Source organism: Lysobacter sp. CFH 32150 (assembly GCF_022758295.1).
GTDB lineage: Bacteria > Pseudomonadota > Gammaproteobacteria > Xanthomonadales > Xanthomonadaceae > CFH-32150.
The window spans coordinates 11,553-30,697 of sequence record NZ_JALDWJ010000001.1 but is presented as its reverse complement, the minus strand read 5'-3'; the positions used below and the strand labels follow the sequence as shown (position 1 = coordinate 30,697).

Here is a 19,145-nt window from a genome sequence, read left to right as displayed (position 1 = left end):
CGGGCTTCACCGTCGGCACCGTCACTCATGACGTTTCCAGGCTGCGAATACTGGATGCTCACGACGTTCCGGCGTCAGCGTCACCAGCACGACATCGTTGCTGCGCATCTCAACCTCGAACCTGTACTCACCAGCAGGTCCGATTTCGATCCGGCGATCGGTCTCCGGCAAGTCGCGCGTCAGTTCGCGCAGCCTGTCGAGCTGACTGCCGCTCAGGGAAGCGGGAGCTCCCATCTCGATGTAGGTCGAGTACGCGTCGTTGGCACGAAACCCGGTACGCCTGACTTCAAGCCGGTACACGCCCGCCGCGAGGTGTTTGAACGCGAGCTTCGCCGCGGATACCGGCGAAGCGGGAACGAGCCTGGTGTAGAACGGCCGATTGCTGACGTTCTGCTGGGGAGAGGTCCAATTCCAGATCAATGCGGAAGTTCGGGCGCCATCCGTCGCCAGCAGCGACTCGGCATCGGAGGATGGAATCTCCTTGCCGCTGAGGGCATGCAGGTACTTGTAAGCGAAGAACGCCGGCTTGCGGATGCCTTCGCGATTGATCAGCCCGAAGCCGCCATGAAACGGGGTCGGCGGCGGACCCGGTTCCTCGAACAGATCGGTGTAGGTCCAGTAGCTCATGCCCTGCACCAGTCCCTGCGTCGCCTTGAGCTTGCTGAGGATGTACGGCGCACTGACATACGAGTCGTGCACGGCGTCGCGCGGCGTATAGCTGGTGCTCCACTCCGTGAAGTACAGCGGCAACGACGGGAACGGCGATGCGCCGATCTGTTCCCTGACCCTGCGCACATCGCCGACGATGGCGTCCGGCGACGGCGAAAGCTTGGTGTCGGCTTCACCTTTTTCGTCCAGGAAACCGCCGTCCACGCCGTAGCTGTGCGTGGTCACGAAATCCACCGGCACGCCGTTCCTATGCGCGTACTCGAGGAATTCCGGAACCCATGCAGCGCCCGCAGTCGAGGGACCGCCGACCTGCAGCGTCGGATCGATCGCCTTGATCGTCCTGGCAGTGACGTCGTAGAGCCGGAAATAGGCCTGCTGGTCGGCGCGCTCCCAGAAGTCGCGGAGATTCGGTTCGTTCCAGACCTCGAAGTACCAGTGCCGTACTTCCGCCACGCCGTAGCGGTCGCGCAGGTGGCGAACGAACGCATCGACGAGATCGCGCCACGGCTCCAGCTTCGGATGCGACGTATTGCCTTTCCAGTAGAAGATGGTCTGCCCGGACGTGGCCATCGCCTGGGGTGAGAATCCCAGCTCGATGAAGGGCTTGATCCCTTTCGACAGCAGATCGTCGTAGAGCTGGTCGATCCTGGTCCAGTCGTACACGGTGCGCCCGTCGACGACCCGCACGGTGCCCAGCACGTCGTGAAAGATGTCGTGGAATCGGATGTAGCGGAAGCCCAACTCATCGACTGCGAGCTTCAGGTGCGCCTGACTGTCCGGCCGTATCAAAGTGCCCGGAAAATCCGAACCGATCGACAGGTCGAAGAACCGGTCCAGCGGACGTTCGGCTCGCGCAAGGTCGATGGTGATTTCGCGCGGTGGAGCTTCAGCGGCGCTCGCCGCAATGGGCGCGACGCTGGCAGCTGCCGCGACCCAGGCCATCAACGGCCAGCCGGCGCGCCGCAGATTCGACAACAATACTTGCATCTCTTTCTCCGGTAGGTTCACACCGAACGATCAGGCGAAGGCCACAGGTCCACGCCCATTGCGACGTGCCGTGGCCGCCGACGATGGCTGCTGCCCGCTGGTCATCGCACCGGCGTGATGCGCAGCATGATCACGCCATGCGGAGCGACCGTGCCGCCGTAGCTGCCGCGCACCTTCTTCGAGACCTTCTTGCTCCAAAGGTCCTTCACGTCGGCCTTCTGGCCGGCAGGCAGTTCGAGCTGATCCCAGCTCACCTTCATGTCGGACGGCGCCTCGCCGCGGTTGAACAGCACCACTACGTGCCCGCCGCCCTGGAGCGGGCGCGCCCAGATCTCGAGGTCGCCCTCCTTCCAGATGCGCCGCGCCTGCTGGCCCAGCGGGTCCTGGTCGACGGCGATGACGTCGGTGTTGGTGAGGATGCGGCGGGTGTCCGCGTCCATCGTCGACAAGTCGTTGCCGGCGATCAGCGGTGCCGCCAGCATCGCCCACAGCGAGAAGTGCGACTCGTACTCGGTGGTGGTCATGCCGCCGTTGCCCACTTCCAGCATGTCGGGATCGTTCCAGGCATTGGGCGCGGCGTGGCGCCAGCGCTCGACCTGCATGTCGAGGATGTTCGTCATGCCGTGCGACCAGTCCTTCTTGCCCTCCCAGGCGTCGTAGATGTCGCCGGTGGTGCGCCACAAGTGGCCGACCGTGGGGCCCCAGCGCTCGGGCTGGTTGGTGCCCCATTCGCAGATGGACAGCACGATGTCGCGCCCCGACTCGCGCAGCGCCTTGGCCATGATGGTGTAGGCGGCCTCCGCGTTGCGGGGGCCGGTGTAGCACCAGTCGTACTTCAGGTAGTCCACGCCCCAACTGGCGTACTGGCGCGCGTCCTGGAATTCGTGGCCGGCGCTACCGGGACGGCCGCCGCAGGTGAGCGCGCCGGCATCGGAATAGAGGCCGAACTTCAGCCCCTTCGAATGCACGTAGTCGACCAGCGCCTTGATGCCGCCGGGGAAGCGTTCGGGGTCCGCGACGATGTTGCCGTCGGCGTCACGGCTCTTCTGCCAGCAGTCGTCGATGACGATGTACTGGTAACCGGCATCCTTCATGCCGGAGGCCACCATCGCATCGGCCTGCTTGCGTACCAGCGCCTCGTTGATGTTGCAGGCGAACTTGTTCCACGAGTTCCAGCCCATGGGCGGCGTGGGTGCGAGCAGCGGCTTGGGTGCTTCGAGCTTGAGCGTCTCGTGGGCGTAAGCAGGTGCCGCGGCGATGAAGCCGAGCAAGGTGACGGCCAGCAAAGCGCGTCGGACAAGGTGGAGCATGCGGAGGATCCTCGAGGGTGATGTCTGTTTGGTTCGGCGGCCACGGCGGCAGCCAGGGCCGCCTTGATCGCCTGGCGTCGCGACAAGGTGTGCATGGTCTTCATTCGTTTCGGAGGAGACGCAGATCGAACAAGCCACTGGTTCGCCGACCGGGGAAGGCGACCAGCTTGATCGTGATGCCGCGGCGGGCAGCGGCCCGGGCGAGGTCCTTTGGCAACGCGATCCTGCGCTCGACGAATGTGTCGTTCGCATCGCCTTGCAGCCTGATCGTCTCCAGCCTGCGTCCGTCGACCAGCACATCGAAACCCTGATCATGGTCTCCGCCATGGAAGGCAAGCAGCAGCTCGACAGCGGTGGCCGGATCGGTGCCGTCCCGCGCTTTCAGCCGATAGGAAATCCACCGGCCCGTATCGCGCCAGTGGCGTGCCATGCGCAGACCGGTGTTGCTGTCCTCGCCCTGGTACTGGTGCTCGACTTCGGGCTGCTGTTCGCCGGGAGCTACCCGATCCAGGGTGCGATCCTCCAGCGCCTGTCGCTGGCGTTCGTCGGCCTCGATCCGGCGCACCAGCGCGGGATAGGCGGACACGGTGGCCGTGCGCCAGTACACGACGTAGCGCGCGTCATGCACACGGAACAGCGGCTCCAATCGCAGTGATTCGAACGCAGTGGGCCGAATCAGTCCGCCGGCCTCGAAGGTGAGCGGGCGTCCCGGCACAGGCCTGACCTGCGTCGCCAGCGTATCCCGATCGCCGACCAGGATCGGCGCGCGGTCCAAAGGCAGAAGCGGGCCCGGTGCGACGTGGCTGCCGCGGCCATCGTCGGCAATCAATCCGTCCAGGTCCTCGGTGCCGGTGCGGGCCGCCAGCACGATCGGCCCATGCATCAGCGCCACGTAGTCCGAACCGTCCGGCAATCCTTCGGCGCGGGTGCGCATGGGCAAGGCGATCTCGACGAGATCTCCATCGGCCCATTCGCGCTCGATGCTGGCATAGGAGGACGGCGTGGACTGCAGTGGCCAGGGCTTGCCGTTGACGCGCACGTCGAGCGGCCCTTCCAGCCAGTGCGGATGGCGCAGACACAGCCGGAAGCGCTGTGGTTTGCGCAGCTGCAGGGACAACCGGCTCGACTCCTCGTCCGGGAAACGCGTGTCCTGGTGCAATACCAGATCGCGCTCGCGCCATTGCACCTGCGAAGCCATGTACAGGTTGACGGTCAGCGAGTGCGCGTCGTGGGCGTAAGCGAATGAACCGTGGCGACCGTGGTTCTCGATACCGGTGCCGACGCAACACCAGAAGCATTCCTGCGGCTGCGAATAGACCCGGTAGTGGCGCGGACGGATCGGGGTGAAGTAGACGAGCCCGCCGTGCTGCGGGTGCTGGCTGGAGAGGATGTGGTTGAACAGTGTGCGCTCGTAGAAGTCGGCGTAGCGCGGCTGCGGATCCAGCCGGTACAGCTGCATGCTCAGGCGCAACATGTTGTAGCTGTTGCAGATCTCCGGGCCTTCCGGCGATCCGACCATCGCACTGAAGTCGCCGACAGGATTGAAATGCTCGCGCACGCTGTTGCCGCCGAAGGCGATGCTGCGGCGCCGGGTGACCGTCTCCCAGAAGAACGTGGCCGCGTCGATCCAGGCTTGATCGTTGTCCAGTTCGCCGATGCGGGCGAAGCCGATGACTTTCGGGATCTGGGTATTGGCGTGCAGGCCGTCCAGCGCATCTTCGCGGCGCAGCAGCGGCTCGAGCAGCGCACGGTGGGAAAAACGACGCGCCAGGGTCAGATAGCGTCGGTCGCCGGTGATGGCGTAGACGTCGGCCAGCACCTCGTTCATGCCGCCATGCTCGGTGGCGAGCAACGCCTGCATCCGCTGCTCGTCGAGTCCCGCCACCAGGCGATCTGCCCAGTCGGCGAAGGCGATCAACATCCCGCGGGCCTGGCGGTTGCCCGCATGCAGCCAGGCATCGCGCAGGCCGGCGAACATCTTGTGCAGGTTGTAGAACGGCACCCACGCATGGCCCAGCGAAAAAGAACCGGCGTCGACCGTGCCCGCCGCGACGCTGTTCCACAGCACGCGGCCGTTGGGCACGGCGCCGACGTAGCCGTCGCCGTTGGCCTGCTGGCACGCGGCCAGCTCCGTCACCATGTAGTCGAGGCGTTGGCGCATTTCGTCATCGCCCTGTGCGGCCTCCTGCGCCAGCGCCGACAGGTAGTGCCCGGCCGTATGCCCTTCCAGGCCCATCGACTCCCAGTTGGGGTACTTGGACGCGCGCGGCGCAAGGGCCGCTTCGATCCGATACGGAGCGACCAGGCGGTCGACTTCGAGTGCGGCCAGATAGCGACGATTGAGCGCATGGGAGTGCGCGAACACGCCTTCGCCGAGATCTATATCGGCAAGCGCGAACATGCGCGCAACGCCGTTGCCTCCATCGATGGCGCTGCCGGCCCAGGCAAAGCGCGGGATGGCTGCGGCCAAGGCCAGGGATTTGACGAAGCTGCGCCGGCTGAGTCCGTTGGCGTGGTCGATGCTCATGACTGCGGCGCGCTACTTCGTGTACCGGGCCAACAGCCGGATGTAAGTCGCCTGGTAGCCGTTGGAGTTCTCGGTGATCGGCCAGGAATTCAACGGCCAGCCGTCGTTGAAGTCCTTGTATGCCTTCTGCCCCGGTTGGCCGTACGGCGGCGAGGGCCGCGTAGATCCGCACCTCGGCGATATGCCGGGGCAGCGGCTGTCCCAGTCGTACTGCGTATTGTTGGGGCCACCCACGAGAAAGCCGGGCGCGGGACCGTATTGCGAGTCCCGCACGCTATCCCACGGGGTGCCATCGGCGAACCATGAGTGGAAGAACTGGTCGACCGAGTTCTCCGCGCCGTAAGCGCCCATATTCGACAGATACACCTTGCCCAGCGGGTTGACGCCGTGCAGGTAGTGCAGGTACGCCGCACCCGCGTCGGCGATTTCCACGGAACTGTGCTGGCTCAAGCCGTACAGCCCCTGGTCGGCGAACATGCCGCCCATCTGCGCCTTGATCCCGTTGCTGCCCCAGACGTAACCATCGAGATGGGCGCGATAGGGATCGCGCTGCGCGGCGATGGCGCCCCAGCCCGCATAGTCGGCCCGTTCCCACAACTCGGTATAGCGGTTGCGTATGTTTGCCGCCACGCTGGCCGTCGCGCCCGGCAGCGATGCGTAGTACAGCAGCGGCCGGTTCACGCCGGCGTCGTAGGGCGACAGCCACCAGGACGAGAACATCGGTACTTCGGTGTAGTGGCTATCGACGTAGCTGCGGTAGGTGGCATCGCCGGTCAGGGCGTACAGATACACCGCCGCGACCAGGCGTAATCGCGCACGGCCCGCGTCGTCGGTTTCCTGCTGCCCTGCCCCAAGGCCTGCGGTACCGCGTGACGCATCGTTGTTGTAGAAGATCACGTTGGGATTGGCGACGGCCCAATCCCATGCCCGCTGCGCACGCAGCCTCAGGTCGGCGGCGTAGGCGTCGTAGGCCGGCATGTTCAAGGAGGCGTACACCTTTGCGCCGTAGGCGTAGGCCGCGATGGAAGCCAGCGTCGCCGAAGTACTCGCATTGCCGTACAGGCTCTGCCGGGTAGCGGCCGAGGGCCGGCCGCCTCCATCGGCCGACGCCAAGCCCACGATGGACAGCACGGAGCCATCGTCGTTCTGCATCCGCACCAGCCAGTCCAGTCCCCACTTCACCTCGTCCAGCACATCGGGCACGCCGTTGCCGGATTCGGGGAGGTTGAAGTCGTCGGTCCACACCGAGGTGCTCTCGCTGTAGGCATGCAGCAGATCGACGACGTAGCCTGCGCCCCAACTGGTGTACTTGTTGAAGTCGCCGGCGTCGTACCAGCCGCCATGCAGGTCGCGCTGGGTCGATGCATCGCCGGCCGCGTCGTAGCGGCGCGCCTGGGTGTCCTGCAACGGACCGATATGGCTCGCGCCGTCGGCCCACCGGGTTCCCGCGTACTGCGCAAGCTTGGCGTGGCCGGCTCGCTGGTAGAAGAAGGTGCGCACCGCCTGCACCAACACCGGCCGGTACACGTTCGCGCCTATCTCGAAGCGGGCCGATCGGACGTTGCGCGCCACGTCCACCACCTCGTAGGTGCCGGGCGCGGTGACGGCACTGAAATCGAAATGCCAGACGCGATCGCCGGACGAGGCGTCGACGGCGCCGCCGTGCCATGGCGTGGGCGAACCGCTGAACACCACGGTATTCATCGCCGTATTCACCACTTGCAGCATCGGGCCCGGCACGTACTGGTCCGCGCTGTCGTAGCCCTCTGCTGGGTCGCGCAGTACAGCCACCTTCTTCAGGCCGGGCAGATAGCCGAACTGATCGACCGCGATGAACGGGCCGTTGCCGATAAGGTCGATCAACATCGGTGGGAGTGCGCCTCCCGTTCGGCGCGCCGGGGAGACAGGTTCCTCGGCGGCTCCGGCTCCGTGCGCGGACACCGTCGTCGACACGGATACAAGGGCGGTCGCGGATGTGGGCGCGGTCGCGGATACGCGTGCGCGTGGTGACGGCGTACTACTGCTACCTACGCAGGCCGGCAGGCCGGCCACCACGCCGAACAGAGCGAACAGGATCGCCATGCGCCGCAAATGCCGTCGCGTCATCGCCGGTTCCACTCCAGTGCACCTGATCATTGGTCGGTCGGCTCCAGGATCACCGCGGCGCCGCCAGCAGGCGATAGAAGCAAGTCGAGGACGTCGCGCGCCGTCACGATGCGCTCGCTACGCAGCACTTCGTTGGGCGCCTTGCCGTCTTGCCACACCGTCGCGCGGTACCGGCCTGTGGGCAGGAACTGCAAAGCGACGCGTGCAGTGCGCCCCTCGTCGGCGGTCATCGCACCGATGTACCACGCCGTGCCCGAGCGCCGCGCCAGCACGATGTCGCGTCCGGGTTCGCCCGAGAGAAATTGCGTTTCGTCCCACGCGGTGGGTACGCGCTTGATGAACTCGAAACCGGCGGCGTCGCGATACGCCTCGGGAGCGTCCGACACCATCTGCAACGGGCTGTCGTAGACGACGTACATCGCCAGCGCCTGGCCGCGTGTGGTCCGGGTCAGCGGCATCGAAGCGCGCACCTCGAACTCGTGCGGCGCAACGTTGCGGAAGCCGCCCGGCGTGTAGTCCATCGGGCCGGTCAGCATGCGGGTGTACGGCAGCATCAGGTTGTGCTGCGGTGTGATGCGCTTGTCCATCTTGTTCCACTCGGCGCCGAGCACGCCTTCCTGAGTGATGTAGTTGGGATAGGTGCGCTGAAGACCGGCGGGCACATAGGCGCCGTGCATATCCAGGAGCAGGTGCCGCTTGGCGGTCGCAGCGGCGAGGCGCTGGTAGAACGCGACCATGTCCTGGTCGTCGCGATTCATGAAATCGACCTTGACGCCCTTGATGCCCCAGCGCGCGTAGGTGTCCAGCACCTCGTCCATGCGCGGCCCCAGATGCTCCCAGTGCACCCACAACAGCAGGCCCACGCCCTTGTCGGCGGCGTAGCGCACAAGCGCCGGCATGTCGATGCCTTCGGCGGCGCGGGTGATGTCGGTAGTGGGCAGTGGATCGCAGCAGGGACCCGCCCCCCAGGACCAGCCGGCGTCGATGAGGTAATAGGGGAAGTCGGATTCGGCGGCGAAGTCGATGAAGCGCTTGTACGTTGCCAGATCAGGCTTCACGCCTTCCAGCGGGCCCGACCACCAGTCCCACGCCGCCTTGCCGGGCCTCACCCAGCCGAAGTCGCCCTCGGGCGGCGGATTGAGATTGCCAACCAGGTGCGACTCGATCAATTCGCCGGCGCGGTCGCCCAGCAGGATGGCGCGCCAGGCCGTGGTCAGCCCGCTCGGCGAGGTGTAGGCCGGGCCCTGTCGCTTGGGAACGGCCGACAGATGCACACGCAGTCCCGCCCCCTCGCGCCGCAACGAAGCGCCGGTGTAGCCCTGCAGATGCGCCTGCGTGATCGCGTAATGAGCGCGTCCCGACGGTGCGGCGCACACGACCGGAACGTCGTAGGCGACGTCTTCCTTCAACTGCGAGATGCGCAGACGTTCGAAGGGCATTTCATGCGCGCCATAGTCGCGCGGGGTGACCAGGCAGGAAGGATCGCCCGCGGGCACGAAGGCCGTGCGCTCGCCGCGCAGTTGCACGGGCTGCGTCGTGTCGATGCGGTAGCGGAATGCGACGCCGTCGTCGTACGCGCGCACGTCGATCGCGAGCCTGCGCGCGGGCGCGCCGGTCTCGCGGAAGGTCAGCGTGGCGCCGCGGTAGTGGTCGTGCGCGACCGAGGCCTTGGTCGCGATCAGCGGGATCTTGCGGTCGATCTCGGTGTCCTCGCGGCGTTCGAGCGCCAGCGTGCCGAACGCGGGGGCGCCGTCGAGTTCCAGTCCCAGCGGCGACGCGGCGACGACGGTTTCGCCGCGCCAGCGCACCGAGAAATTGCTGCCGTCGTCCTCGATGCGGATGACCGCATCGCCGCTGGGCGATGCGACGGTTTGCTCGCCGGCGATTACGGGTGCCGTCGCTGCAGCACAGCAGAGTGCGACGATCGCGGCGGACAAGCTCTTGTGCGTCTTCATGGAATGACCTGCCTGTCTTTCATGGCGTGAAGTGAAGTTCGACCGGCGCGCCGCGGAAGCGCACCGTCTTCGTCTGGACGCGCTCGCCCGGGTGCGCCGGCATCAGCCGCACCTTCAGCGTTCGCTGCTCGCTCATCCCGGGGTAAGCGCCCTCGCGCGTGCCGATGCGTAGCGTCCGCTGCGCCTCGTCCCAGGCGAGCGCGACGGTGGCGTACTCGCCCTTCTCGTAGCGATAGGTCTCGCCGTCGTCGTCGTAGAGGGTGAAGCGGCCGTCGGCGCCGGGATAGATGCGGATCTCGTAGGGCGCATCGGGCTGCTCGCCGGCGTACTGGACCACCGGACCCAACGGCACGATCGAGCCGGCGCGTACGAAGAGCGGGAACTCGTCGATCGCATAGCGCCGCGTGGCATTGGCGCCGCCCGCGTGGCGCTGGCCGGTCCAGAAGTCGTACCAGTCGGTTCCCGCCGGCAGCAGCGTGGCCTGCCGAAGATCGAGCTGCTGCTGGCGCTGCGCGAGTTCGCTGCGTTCGCGCGGCGTGCGCCACGCCAGCCGCATCACCCGGCCGCCGCCCTTCTGGAAGTAGTCGATGCGCACGCGCACCATCTGCCCCTTGCGCAGCACGACACGCGCTCCTGCGAAACGCGCGCCGGATTCCTTCCAGTCTTCGACGACGAGCTTGTCGTCGAGCCAGACGCGGAAGCCGTCGTCGCCTTCGACGCCGATCTCGTGCTCGCCGTCTTCGGCGGCGACGATCTGGCCTTGCCAGCGCGCCGAGAAGTTCTGCAGCCCGTCCAGGCCGGGCGGCACGCTGCCCAGCGGCGGGTCGGGCCAATGATGTTCGGCCTGCGTGTCGACCGTGCGGCTGACGAGCCGCTCGAAGTTCATGCCGCGGTAGTACTCGAGTTCGAGTCCCGGTTGACCGCCGGGCGTGCGCAGCTGCGCCGCCGGCACCGTGGGCGGCGGCGGCAGTTCGGCGTTGAACATCGGCTTCGTGATCGGCTGCACCAGGAACGCCGGGCCGAACATGTAGGTGTCGTCCACCTCACGCAGTGCCAGCTGGTCCGGGAAGTCCATCGCCAAGCCGCGCATCATCGTGTAGCCGTCGCGCGTGCTGGCCCAGGCGAGACTGTAGATGTAGGGCAACAGGCGGTAGCGCAGCTCGGCGGCGCTGTGGATCGAGCGGTACACCGCCGGATCGAGTGCCTTGAACGTCCACGGCTCGCGCTCGATCGAGGTGCCGTGGATGCGGTAGATCGGATTGAAGATGCCGAACTGGTTCCAGCGCGCGAACAGTTCGCGGTAGGCCGGGTCGCGTTCGCCGCCGGGCGCGTTGACGAAGAAGCCGCCGGTATCCTGCGTCCAGTACGGCAGGCCGGCCATCGAGACGTTCAATCCGCCGGCGATCTGCGCGCGCAGCGCGGCCCAGCTGGCCGTGGTATCGCCCGACCATGGCATTGCGGCATAGCGCTGCTGCCCAGCCCAGGCGGAACGGGTGAGCGTGACGACGCGCTTGTCGCCGAGGTCGGCGCTCGCGCGCTGACCTTCGTAGACGCCGCGCGTCGTCAACAGACTGTAGACGTTGAGGTAGCGCCCGAAGTCGCCCATTGCAGTGCGGCCCAGGCGCTTGATGTCGGCCTCCACCTCGGCCGGATCGTGCGCGGCACCGCCCACTTCCACCTCGGTGCCGTCCATCCACAGCGCGTCGACGCCGAGGTCGAGCAGGCCCTTCTTCAGGTGTTTGAAGTAGATGGCTCGGCCTTCGTCACTGAAGGCGTCGTAGATGCGCGCCCGCTTGGAAATCCAGTGCAGCGGCTCGAAACGCAATCCGCTGGCATCGAGCTCACTCGCGAGCGCGGTGTCGTTGCCGATCGACGGCCAGATCGACACCATCAGCCGAGTGTGCAGATCATCGTGCAGAGTGCGCACCATGCTGGCGGGGTCCGGGTAGCGCTCGCGGTCCCAGACCATGCCGCTCCAGTTGCCGTCCCACTGGCCGTTCTTCTCTCCACCCCAGTACTGCCAGTCCTGCACGATGACGTCCAGCGGGAAGCGCTCACGGCGGAAGCGCCGCGCCACTTCCAGCAGGCGCTGCTGCGTGGCATAGCGTTCCTTGCTCATGAAGAGCCCGAACGCGTATTTCGGGAACATCGGCGCGGCGCCGGTGAGGTGGCGGTAGCCGGCGATCACCTCGTCCATCGTGTCGCCGGCCACGAGGTAGTAGTCGACTCCGGCGGGCGCGCTTTCGGAACGCAAGGCCATGCCTTGCGGGCCGTCGGCGAACGTCGTCTTCGAATACGTGTCCCACAGCAGGCCATAGCGGCGCGTCGACACCAGGAATGGCACGACGATGCCGATGTTGGTTTGCACCATCAGCACTTCGCGGCCGCGGTAGTCCATGTACGGCTCGTTGTACTGGCCCAGGCCGTAGAGCGATTCGTCCGTCGCCAGTGCGAAGCGCTGCTCGATGGCATACGTCGTGGTTCCCGAGGGTTCGGTGCCCGGCGTGAGCACAGGCGCCTCCTGCTCGCGGACCAGCGGCGTTCCGTCGGGTCGTTGGAACGCGACAGTCCCCGTGCGCTTGTCGACGACGACGCGCAGCCCAGGCGCGGCGACGGTGAGCGCGTCGGCGGATTCTGCAATGTCCAGTTGTGGCGCCTGCGGCGACGCCACGACGACCAGACTTGGCTGCTTCGTATACGTCTCGCCCTTGTGCGCCGAGACGCGCACGACGCCGTCGCCGTAGAAGAGCACGCTTTTGACGGTACGGTTCACCTGGAACTGGATGCCGCCTTCCGTGCGTAGCCATCCGAAGCCGGCGCGTGCGTCGACGGGCAGCCGTTGCAGTTGGCCCGCTGCATCGAACGCGCTCGGCAGCTCTGCAGCGCGTGCCATCCCGGCGCCGGCCAGCGCGACACCCACGAGGCTTCCGACGAACGTGCGGCGAGCGAGCGAGCGGATCATCCGCGAAACGCCTGGGCCGATGCTCATGCGAGCCCCGGTCCCCTCAACTTCAGCGCGATCGCCGCTTGTCCGGCGAGACCGGACGGCAACCTGATTTCCAGGCCCGTGCGGCTGCGCGTGAACGACAGGCTGTCAGTCGACCCGAGCGCCTCGACGCGTTCGATGACACCCGGCGCCAACGCCGACTCCTCCGCCAGCGACGCGATGCGCAGCACCCCGTCGCGCGGCCAGCCCATCGCTATGGCATGGAGCGCGCCGTCCTTGGTGGTGAAGCGGATGTCTTCGGCAGTGAACGCCTGCGACTGGCCCTCGCTGAACATGCCGCCGGCCACGCGCGTGGGCCCCTCGCCGAACGTGCGCCAGGGCCGCGTGCCGTGGATGGCCTCGCCGTTGCGTCCCATCCACGCGGCGATTTCGTCCAGGATCTTGCGCTCGTCCGAATCGATGGTGCCATCGCCGCGCAGCGGCACCGACAGCAGCAGGTTGCCGTTCTTGGAGACGATGTCGCACAGGCGGTGGATCACCGTCGTCGCCGACTTGTAGTGGTGGTTGTCGAAGGTGGAGCGGTTGTAGTGCCAGTCGCCCAGGCAGGTGTCGGTCTGCCATGGCAGCGGCTCGATCCCTTCGCGGAAGCCGCGTTCCACGTCTTCCACCACGCCGGCGCGGCGCTCGGGCGGCAACACCTTGGCGTTGACCACCGCCTCCAGCTTGCCGCCGTGCCAGGCCATGCTGGCGTTGTAGTAGTGGGCGGTGATGTCCAGGCCCGCCTGCCCCAACGGCAGGCCGGAGTTGTCGAAGTACACGAGGTCGGGGCGGTAGCTGTCGATCAGGTCGCGGCAGCGCAGGAACCATTCGCGCACGAACGCCGGATTCTGCAGCGGCGGCTTTTCGTCCCAGAAGCGCGTGTTCTCGTCGTGCCAGGCGCTGGCCGCGCGGGCGGTCCTGAAGCCGTCGGGCATCACGATGCTGCGGCCGGTGTAGAGCTGCTGCGGATCCAGGCCTTCCCACCAGGTGCCGCGGCCATCGGCCTTGGTCAGGTGGAAGGCGTCGTAGCGCTGGCCTGCATACGGGCCTTCGGGGTCGTAGCCATAGGCGGTCTGGAACCAGTGCCAGGCGTGCGCCCCGTGGTTGCTGACGCCGAATCGCAGGCCGCGTGCGCGCGCGGCCTTGGCCCAGATGCCGATGAGGTCGCGCTTGGGGCCCACGCGCACGCTGTTCCAGCCGTGGTAACGGGAGTTGTAGTTGTCGAAGTTGTCGTGGTGGTTGGCGAGCGCGACGAAGTACTTCGCGCCGGCCTTCACGTACAGGTCGAGCAGCGCGTCAGGATCCCAGTTCTCGGCCTTCCAGCGGTTCTGCATCTCCATGAAGCCGACCTTGGTGGGGTGACCATAGGTCTTCAGGTGATGCTCGTATTGCCAGTTGCCCTGGATGTACATGTGGCGCCCGTACCAGTCGCCCATCTCGGGCACGCATTGCGCGCTCCAATGCGCCCAGATGCCGAACTTGGCGTCGCGGAACCAGTCGGGCGTGCGGTAGCCGTCGACCAGCGAATCCCAGGTCGGCGAGAAGGCGGGCGCGAGCGCCGCGGCACTTGCCCCCCACAAGGGAAGCGAGGCCACCGCGGCCGTGGATTGGATAAATGAGCGACGAGATAGCTTCATGGGCAGGCATCCGTCGGAAGGCAGCAACGCGCTTGATTCTGCGGGCTGCATGCATATGCCACAAATACCTAAAACATCATTATCGATATACGAATCGATATAGAGAACACGGCAACGCCCACCGTGCCAGGGAGGCACTGAACATGTCGCAGTCGGCAGGCTCCAAGCCGCTCAAGAACCTGGAGGAGCTGATCGTGTCCTCCCAAGCGCTGGCATGCCCGGCACCCACCACCGACTGGACCGCGAAGAATGCGTCGCTGGTTGCTGACGGCTCAAATCAGGGCCGCCATGGCCTGCTCCCAGCCGCTGCCCGGCGCGATGGAGGCGAAGCGGTAGGCGATACGGCGCACGTATTGCTCACCCGGCTGCAGGATTGCGTCGGGAAACCCCGGGTGGTTTGGCGCATCAGGAAATCCCTGCGGCTCCAGGCACACGCCACGGCCGAGCCGGGGATGATGGGCGTCGAGGATCTGCCCTTCGTAGAACACCACCGCCGGAGCGTCGCTCGACAGCCGCATCGCCACGCCGCTATGCGGCGAGTACAACTTCGCGATGCAGTCGGCGTCGCCGGCCAGTACCAGGCAGTGGTCGTAGCCCTTGCCCATGAGTATCTGCGGATGCGTCCGGTCGGTGTTGCGGGCCGGCGTCGTCGGTCGGCGAAAATCGAACGGCGTGTCGTCCACGCGGGCGATTTCCCCCAGCGGGATCAGTTCGGCGTCCAGCGGCAGATAGCAGTCGGCCAGCACCTGCAACAGTTGCTCCGCCGCGGGCACGGTGGGGTCGCCGGCCAGATTGAAGTACGGGTGATAGGTCGGGTCGAACGGCGTGGCCGCATCGCAACGTGCCGTGTACGCGAGATGGAGCGTCGTGCCTTGCAGGCGGAATTCGACACTCGCTTCCAGACGGCCTGGATAGCCGTCCTCGCCGTCTTCTAGCGTGCAAGTCAAGCGCACACGATCGACGTCCTGCTCGTCCACGCGCCACAAACGCTGGCCGAATCCTCCGCTGCCACCGTGCAGATGATGGCGCCCGTCGTTGATGCTGAGTCGATGTGTCCTGCCGTCGTGTTCGTAGCGGCCGTGCGCAATCCGTCCGCCGCAACGGCCGACCAGCCGGCCCAGGTTCACCGAGTCGGCCAGGTACGCAGGCAGGTCGTCCAGGCCCAGCACCAGCGGCACGGGCTTGCCGCCCGCATCCAGGCGCAGCGCGCGCAGGATGCCCCCATAGGTGAGCACTTCGGCTTCCAGTCCTTCGTCGCTGCGCAGCGTAAGCAGATGGACTTTCCGTCCGTCGGGCAGTGTTCCGAAATCGCGTTTCATCTGGCGTCCTGTAGGGAAAAAACGCGGCCGCCCATTACCGTCGAGCGACCAGCAGGCGTTGCAGCAGACAGAACGCCAGCAGCAGCACGCCGATGGCGATGCGTGTCCACCAGGAACTGAGCGTGCCGTCGAACACGATCAGGGTCTGGATCAGCCCGAGCACGAGCACGCCGACGAAACTGCCCAACACATGGCCGCTACCGCCGGACAACAGCGTGCCGCCGATCACCACCGCCGCGATCGCGTCCAGCTCCAGGCCCATCGCGTGCTGGCTGTAGCCGCTGAGCATGTAGAAGGTGTAAGTCACACCTGCCAGCGCCGAACAGAATCCACTCAGCGCGTAGACGCCGACCAGGGTGGAACCGACCGGCAGCCCCATCAGCCACGCCGACTGCTCGTTGCCGCCGATGGCGTACACGGTGCGGCCGAAACGGGTCGCGCTCGCGAGCAGCGCGCCGCCCGCCACAACCGCGAGTGCCGCCAGCGCTCCGAACGACAGCGAGGCGCCGCCTCCCAGTGGAATGCGCAGCGCCGCCACCGCCGTGTAAAAGGGATGCTCGATGCTGATGGAGTCCACGCTGATCAGCGTGGCCGCGCCGCGCGCGAGGAACATCCCTGCCAGCGTCACCACGAAGGGTGGCAACCGGTAATACCGGATCAGCGTCCCCATCAGCGCGCCGAAGCCTGCACCAAACGCCAGCACCAGCGGTATGGCGGCGAGTGGATGCCAGCCATGCTGCTGCACCAGCGTTGCAGACAGCACCGAGGTGAAGGCGATCACCGCGCCTACCGACAGGTCGATGCCACCGCTCAGGATGACGAAGGTCAGACCCACCGCGACGATGCACAGGAAGGCATTGTCGATTAGCAGGTTAAGGAACACCTGGGGCGAGAGGAATCCGTCGTACAGCACGCCGCCGCCCGCCGACATCGCCACGAACAGCGTTGCCGTGACCAGCAGCGGCAGCCGTTCCGCGACGCGCCACGCACGCGCGTCACGTGCGCCGGCAGCGGATGTCGGATGCACGACGCTCATCGCGCGCCTCCCGGAACCACGCGCCGCATCCAGCCGCGCACGCTGCCGCGGAATTCGGCCGATTGCAGCAGCATCACCGCGAACACCAGCAGCGCCTTCGCCACCAGGTTGACCTGCGGCGGCACGCCGATGGCGTAGATGGTGGACGTCAAGGTCTGGATGATGAGCGCGCCGAGCAGGCTGCCCACCAGGCTGAAACGTCCGCCGGTCAGCGCGGTGCCGCCCAGGCACACCGCCAGGATCGCGTCCAGTTCCATCAACTGCCCGACACTGTTGGCGTCGGCGCTGGAAACGTTGGAACTGACCAGCAGGCCGGCCAGGCCCGCGCAGAAGCCGCAGAACGTGTACAGCGCCAGCGATATTCGCTTGGTCCGCACACCGGCCACGTGCGCGGCGAGCGGATTGTGGCCCATGGCGCGAACGAACAGACCCAGCGCGGTGCGCTGCAGCAGCACGTGCAGCAGCGCGAATGTCGCAGCCACCACGAACAACGCGAACGGCAGCCCCAGCAGGAAGCCGTTGCCCAGATACGAGTACGGCGCGTTGTAGACGGTGAGGATCTGGCCATTGCCGATGAGTTGCGCAATGCCGCGCCCGGCGACCATCAGGATCAGGGTGGCGATGATCGGCTGCATGCCGGCCTTCACCACCAGCAGCCCGTTCCACAAACCGCACGCGGCAGCGACTGCGAGCGCAGCGGCGAGCGCTGCGAACAGCGGCTGCAGACTCGGCGCATCGCCGTCACCCGCGTGCAGCCGCAGCAGGGTCCAGGCGGCTATGGTTGCGGCGATCGCCGCAACCGCGCCGACCGAGATGTCCAGTCCGCGCGTCGCGATCACCAGGGTCATGCCCAGCGACACCAGCACCAGCGGCGCGGCACGATTGGCGATGTCGACCAGGCTGCCGTAGAGGTGCCCGTCGCGCCATTGCAGGGAAAGAAATTCCGGATTGACCAGGCCGTTGCCAGCGAGCAACAGCGCAAGCGTCAGCAGCGGCCAGAACAGGGGCCGCAAGGCGAAGGCCCGCATGCGCTGCGCGAAACCGATGGTGACAGCAGTCTTCATGCCGCGCCCGCCGCTTCCGCTTCATGCCCGGCAATGAGCGCCAGCACCTGCTCGGCGCCGCTGCCGCCCGGCAGTTCCCCGGCCTTGGCGCGTTCGCGCATCACCGCGATGCGATCGCACAGACGGGTGAGTTCCTCTATCTCGGCGGAAATGAACAACACCGCCATGCCCTCGTCGGCGCGCCGCTCCACTTCGGCCATCACCTCCTGCTTGGCGGCGATGTCGATGCCGCGCGTGGGCTCGTCCAGGATCAGCAGCGTCGGCTCGGTCGCCAGCCAACGCGCCAGCACGACTTTCTGCTGATTGCCGCCCGACAATGCGCCGACCGGTGTCTCGATGCTCGCGGACGCGATGCCAAGCAGATCGACGAACCGTCGCGCCAGCTCCTCCTGCCTTGCGCGCGGCAGGAAGCGGCGCAGTCCCATGCGCGCCTGCAGGGCCAGGATGATGTTCTCGCGCACCGACAGCCCGGCGACGATGCCTTCGGTCTTGCGCTCTTCGGGGCACAGCGCGAATCCCGCGGCGATCGCGTCGGCCGGATCGCGGAACGCGGCATCGCGACCCGCCACGCGCAGGCGGCCCTGCCCTGGCCTGTCGAGCCCGAACAGCAGCCGCGCCAGTTCGGTGCGGCCGGAGCCGAGCAGACCGCCGAGCCCCAGCACTTCGCCTGCGCGCAGGCGCAGGTCGGTCGGTTGCAATCTGCCGCGAAGGCCGAGGCCTTCGGCCTCCGCCACGACCGGTGCATCTTCGGCCATGGCGCCGCTGCGCGCATGGCCTTTCGCGAGGACCACTTCGCGCCCCACCATCGCCGTCACCAGCGCCGACTGCGGCAGTTCGGAAGGTGTGTATTCGCCGACGCGCCTGCCGTTGCGCAACACCGTGATGCGATCGCTGACCGCGTACACCTGGTCGAGGAAATGGGTGACGAAAAGGATCGCCATGCCGCGCTCGCGCAACTGGCGCATCACCCGGAACAATTCGCGCACCTCGCCTTCGTCCAGACTGGACGTGGGCTCGTCGAGGATCAGCACCCGCGCCGACACGCCCAACGCGCGCGCGATCGCGACCATCTGCTGCACCGCCACCGGATGGCTTCCCAGCAGCGAATCGACGTCGACATCCAGGTGCAGCTGCGCCATCAGCTCGCGTGCACCACGTCGCACCCGCGGCCAGTCGATCAGTCCGAACCGGTTGCGGGGAAACCGACCCGCGTAGAGGTTCTCCGCCACCGACAGGTTCGGACACAGGTTCACTTCCTGGTAGACCGTGCTGATCCCCTCGCGCTGCGCATCGAGCGGCGTGGCCGGGGCGATCGCGCGACCGTCGATGCGGATGCTTCCGGCGTCAGCGCGCTCGGCGCCGGTGAGCAGCTTGATGAGTGTCGATTTTCCGGCGCCGTTCTGCCCCATGAGCGCATGCACTTCGCCGGTCCGCAGAGTCAGGGCGACGTCATCCAGCGCCAAGGTCTCGCCGAAGCGCCTGGTCAGGCCTTCGGCCTGCAGCACCATGGAATCGCCTGCAGTCCTGGCGCTTGGAGAATCGATTTGCA

Annotated in this window: 11 protein-coding genes; all 11 read right to left on the bottom strand. The window is 66.8% G+C overall.

Annotation, left to right across the window (positions count from 1 at the left end; genetic code table 11):
* Positions 1–21: 21 nt before the first annotated feature.
* Positions 22–1,611, bottom strand: coding sequence for a beta-xylosidase (locus MO486_RS00100; protein ID WP_242904569.1), 1,590 nt, complete (start codon positions 1,609–1,611; stop codon positions 22–24).
* 146 nt (positions 1,612–1,757) lie between these two features.
* Positions 1,758–2,966, bottom strand: a complete 1,209-nt coding sequence (locus MO486_RS00095; protein ID WP_242903458.1) for a glycoside hydrolase family 27 protein — start codon at positions 2,964–2,966, stop codon at positions 1,758–1,760.
* 100 nt (positions 2,967–3,066) lie between these two features.
* Positions 3,067–5,493 carry a glycoside hydrolase family 127 protein gene (locus MO486_RS00090; RefSeq protein ID WP_242903456.1) on the bottom strand — a complete coding sequence of 809 codons (2,427 nt, stop codon included), beginning with the start codon at positions 5,491–5,493 and terminating at the stop codon, positions 3,067–3,069.
* Between the two features lie 12 nt (positions 5,494–5,505).
* Positions 5,506–7,359: a glycoside hydrolase family 9 protein gene (locus tag MO486_RS00085; protein WP_242903454.1), complete on the bottom strand. Its 1,854-nt coding sequence runs from the start codon at positions 7,357–7,359 to the stop codon at positions 5,506–5,508.
* 266 nt (positions 7,360–7,625) lie between these two features.
* On the bottom strand, positions 7,626–9,554 hold the full coding sequence (locus tag MO486_RS00080) for a glycoside hydrolase family 97 protein (RefSeq protein WP_242903451.1): 1,929 nt from the start codon (positions 9,552–9,554) through the stop codon (positions 7,626–7,628).
* Between the two features lie 19 nt (positions 9,555–9,573).
* Complete coding sequence (locus tag MO486_RS00075; RefSeq protein ID WP_242903449.1) at positions 9,574–12,543, bottom strand: TIM-barrel domain-containing protein; 2,970 nt, start codon at positions 12,541–12,543, stop codon at positions 9,574–9,576.
* On the bottom strand, positions 12,540–14,177 hold the full coding sequence (locus tag MO486_RS00070) for an alpha-L-fucosidase (RefSeq protein WP_242903447.1): 1,638 nt from the start codon (positions 14,175–14,177) through the stop codon (positions 12,540–12,542). The genes MO486_RS00075 and MO486_RS00070 overlap by 4 nt, the downstream gene beginning before the upstream one ends.
* 272 nt (positions 14,178–14,449) lie before the next feature.
* Positions 14,450–15,496 carry an aldose epimerase family protein gene (locus MO486_RS00065; protein ID WP_242903445.1) on the bottom strand — a complete coding sequence of 349 codons (1,047 nt, stop codon included), beginning with the start codon at positions 15,494–15,496 and terminating at the stop codon, positions 14,450–14,452.
* A 34-nt stretch (positions 15,497–15,530) separates the two neighbouring features.
* Positions 15,531–16,532, bottom strand: a complete 1,002-nt coding sequence (gene yjfF / locus MO486_RS00060; protein ID WP_255745309.1) for a galactofuranose ABC transporter, permease protein YjfF — start codon at positions 16,530–16,532, stop codon at positions 15,531–15,533.
* Entirely contained in the window at positions 16,529–17,596 is a 1,068-nt protein-coding gene (locus tag MO486_RS00055) for an ABC transporter permease (RefSeq protein ID WP_242903443.1), read from the bottom strand. Before MO486_RS00055 ends, yjfF begins: the two co-directional genes overlap by 4 nt.
* Positions 17,593–19,104 (bottom strand): sugar ABC transporter ATP-binding protein, encoded by a 1,512-nt coding sequence (locus MO486_RS00050; RefSeq protein WP_242903441.1) that lies wholly within the window; start codon positions 19,102–19,104, stop codon positions 17,593–17,595. The genes MO486_RS00055 and MO486_RS00050 overlap by 4 nt, the downstream gene beginning before the upstream one ends.
* Between the last annotated feature and the right edge of the window lie 41 nt (positions 19,105–19,145).

Excerpts from the sequence above, each read along its gene's own strand:
- MO486_RS00080 (WP_242903451.1), bottom strand. The coding sequence starts at position 9,554 with ATGAAGACGCACAAGAGCTTGTCCGCCGCGATCGTCGCACTCTGCTGT.
- yjfF (WP_255745309.1), bottom strand. The coding sequence starts at position 16,532 with ATGAGCGTCGTGCATCCGACATCCGCTGCCGGCGCACGTGACGCGCGT.
- MO486_RS00065 (WP_242903445.1), bottom strand. The coding sequence starts at position 15,496 with ATGAAACGCGATTTCGGAACACTGCCCGACGGACGGAAAGTCCATCTG.
- MO486_RS00090 (WP_242903456.1), bottom strand. The coding sequence starts at position 5,493 with ATGAGCATCGACCACGCCAACGGACTCAGCCGGCGCAGCTTCGTCAAA.
- MO486_RS00095 (WP_242903458.1), bottom strand. The coding sequence starts at position 2,966 with ATGCTCCACCTTGTCCGACGCGCTTTGCTGGCCGTCACCTTGCTCGGC.
- MO486_RS00100 (WP_242904569.1), bottom strand. The coding sequence starts at position 1,611 with ATGGCCTGGGTCGCGGCAGCTGCCAGCGTCGCGCCCATTGCGGCGAGC.
- MO486_RS00070 (WP_242903447.1), bottom strand. The coding sequence starts at position 14,177 with ATGAAGCTATCTCGTCGCTCATTTATCCAATCCACGGCCGCGGTGGCC.
- MO486_RS00050 (WP_242903441.1), bottom strand. The coding sequence starts at position 19,104 with ATGGTGCTGCAGGCCGAAGGCCTGACCAGGCGCTTCGGCGAGACCTTG.
- MO486_RS00055 (WP_242903443.1), bottom strand. The coding sequence starts at position 17,596 with ATGAAGACTGCTGTCACCATCGGTTTCGCGCAGCGCATGCGGGCCTTC.
- MO486_RS00085 (WP_242903454.1), bottom strand. The coding sequence starts at position 7,359 with ATGTTGATCGACCTTATCGGCAACGGCCCGTTCATCGCGGTCGATCAG.
- MO486_RS00075 (WP_242903449.1), bottom strand. The coding sequence starts at position 12,543 with ATGAGCATCGGCCCAGGCGTTTCGCGGATGATCCGCTCGCTCGCTCGC.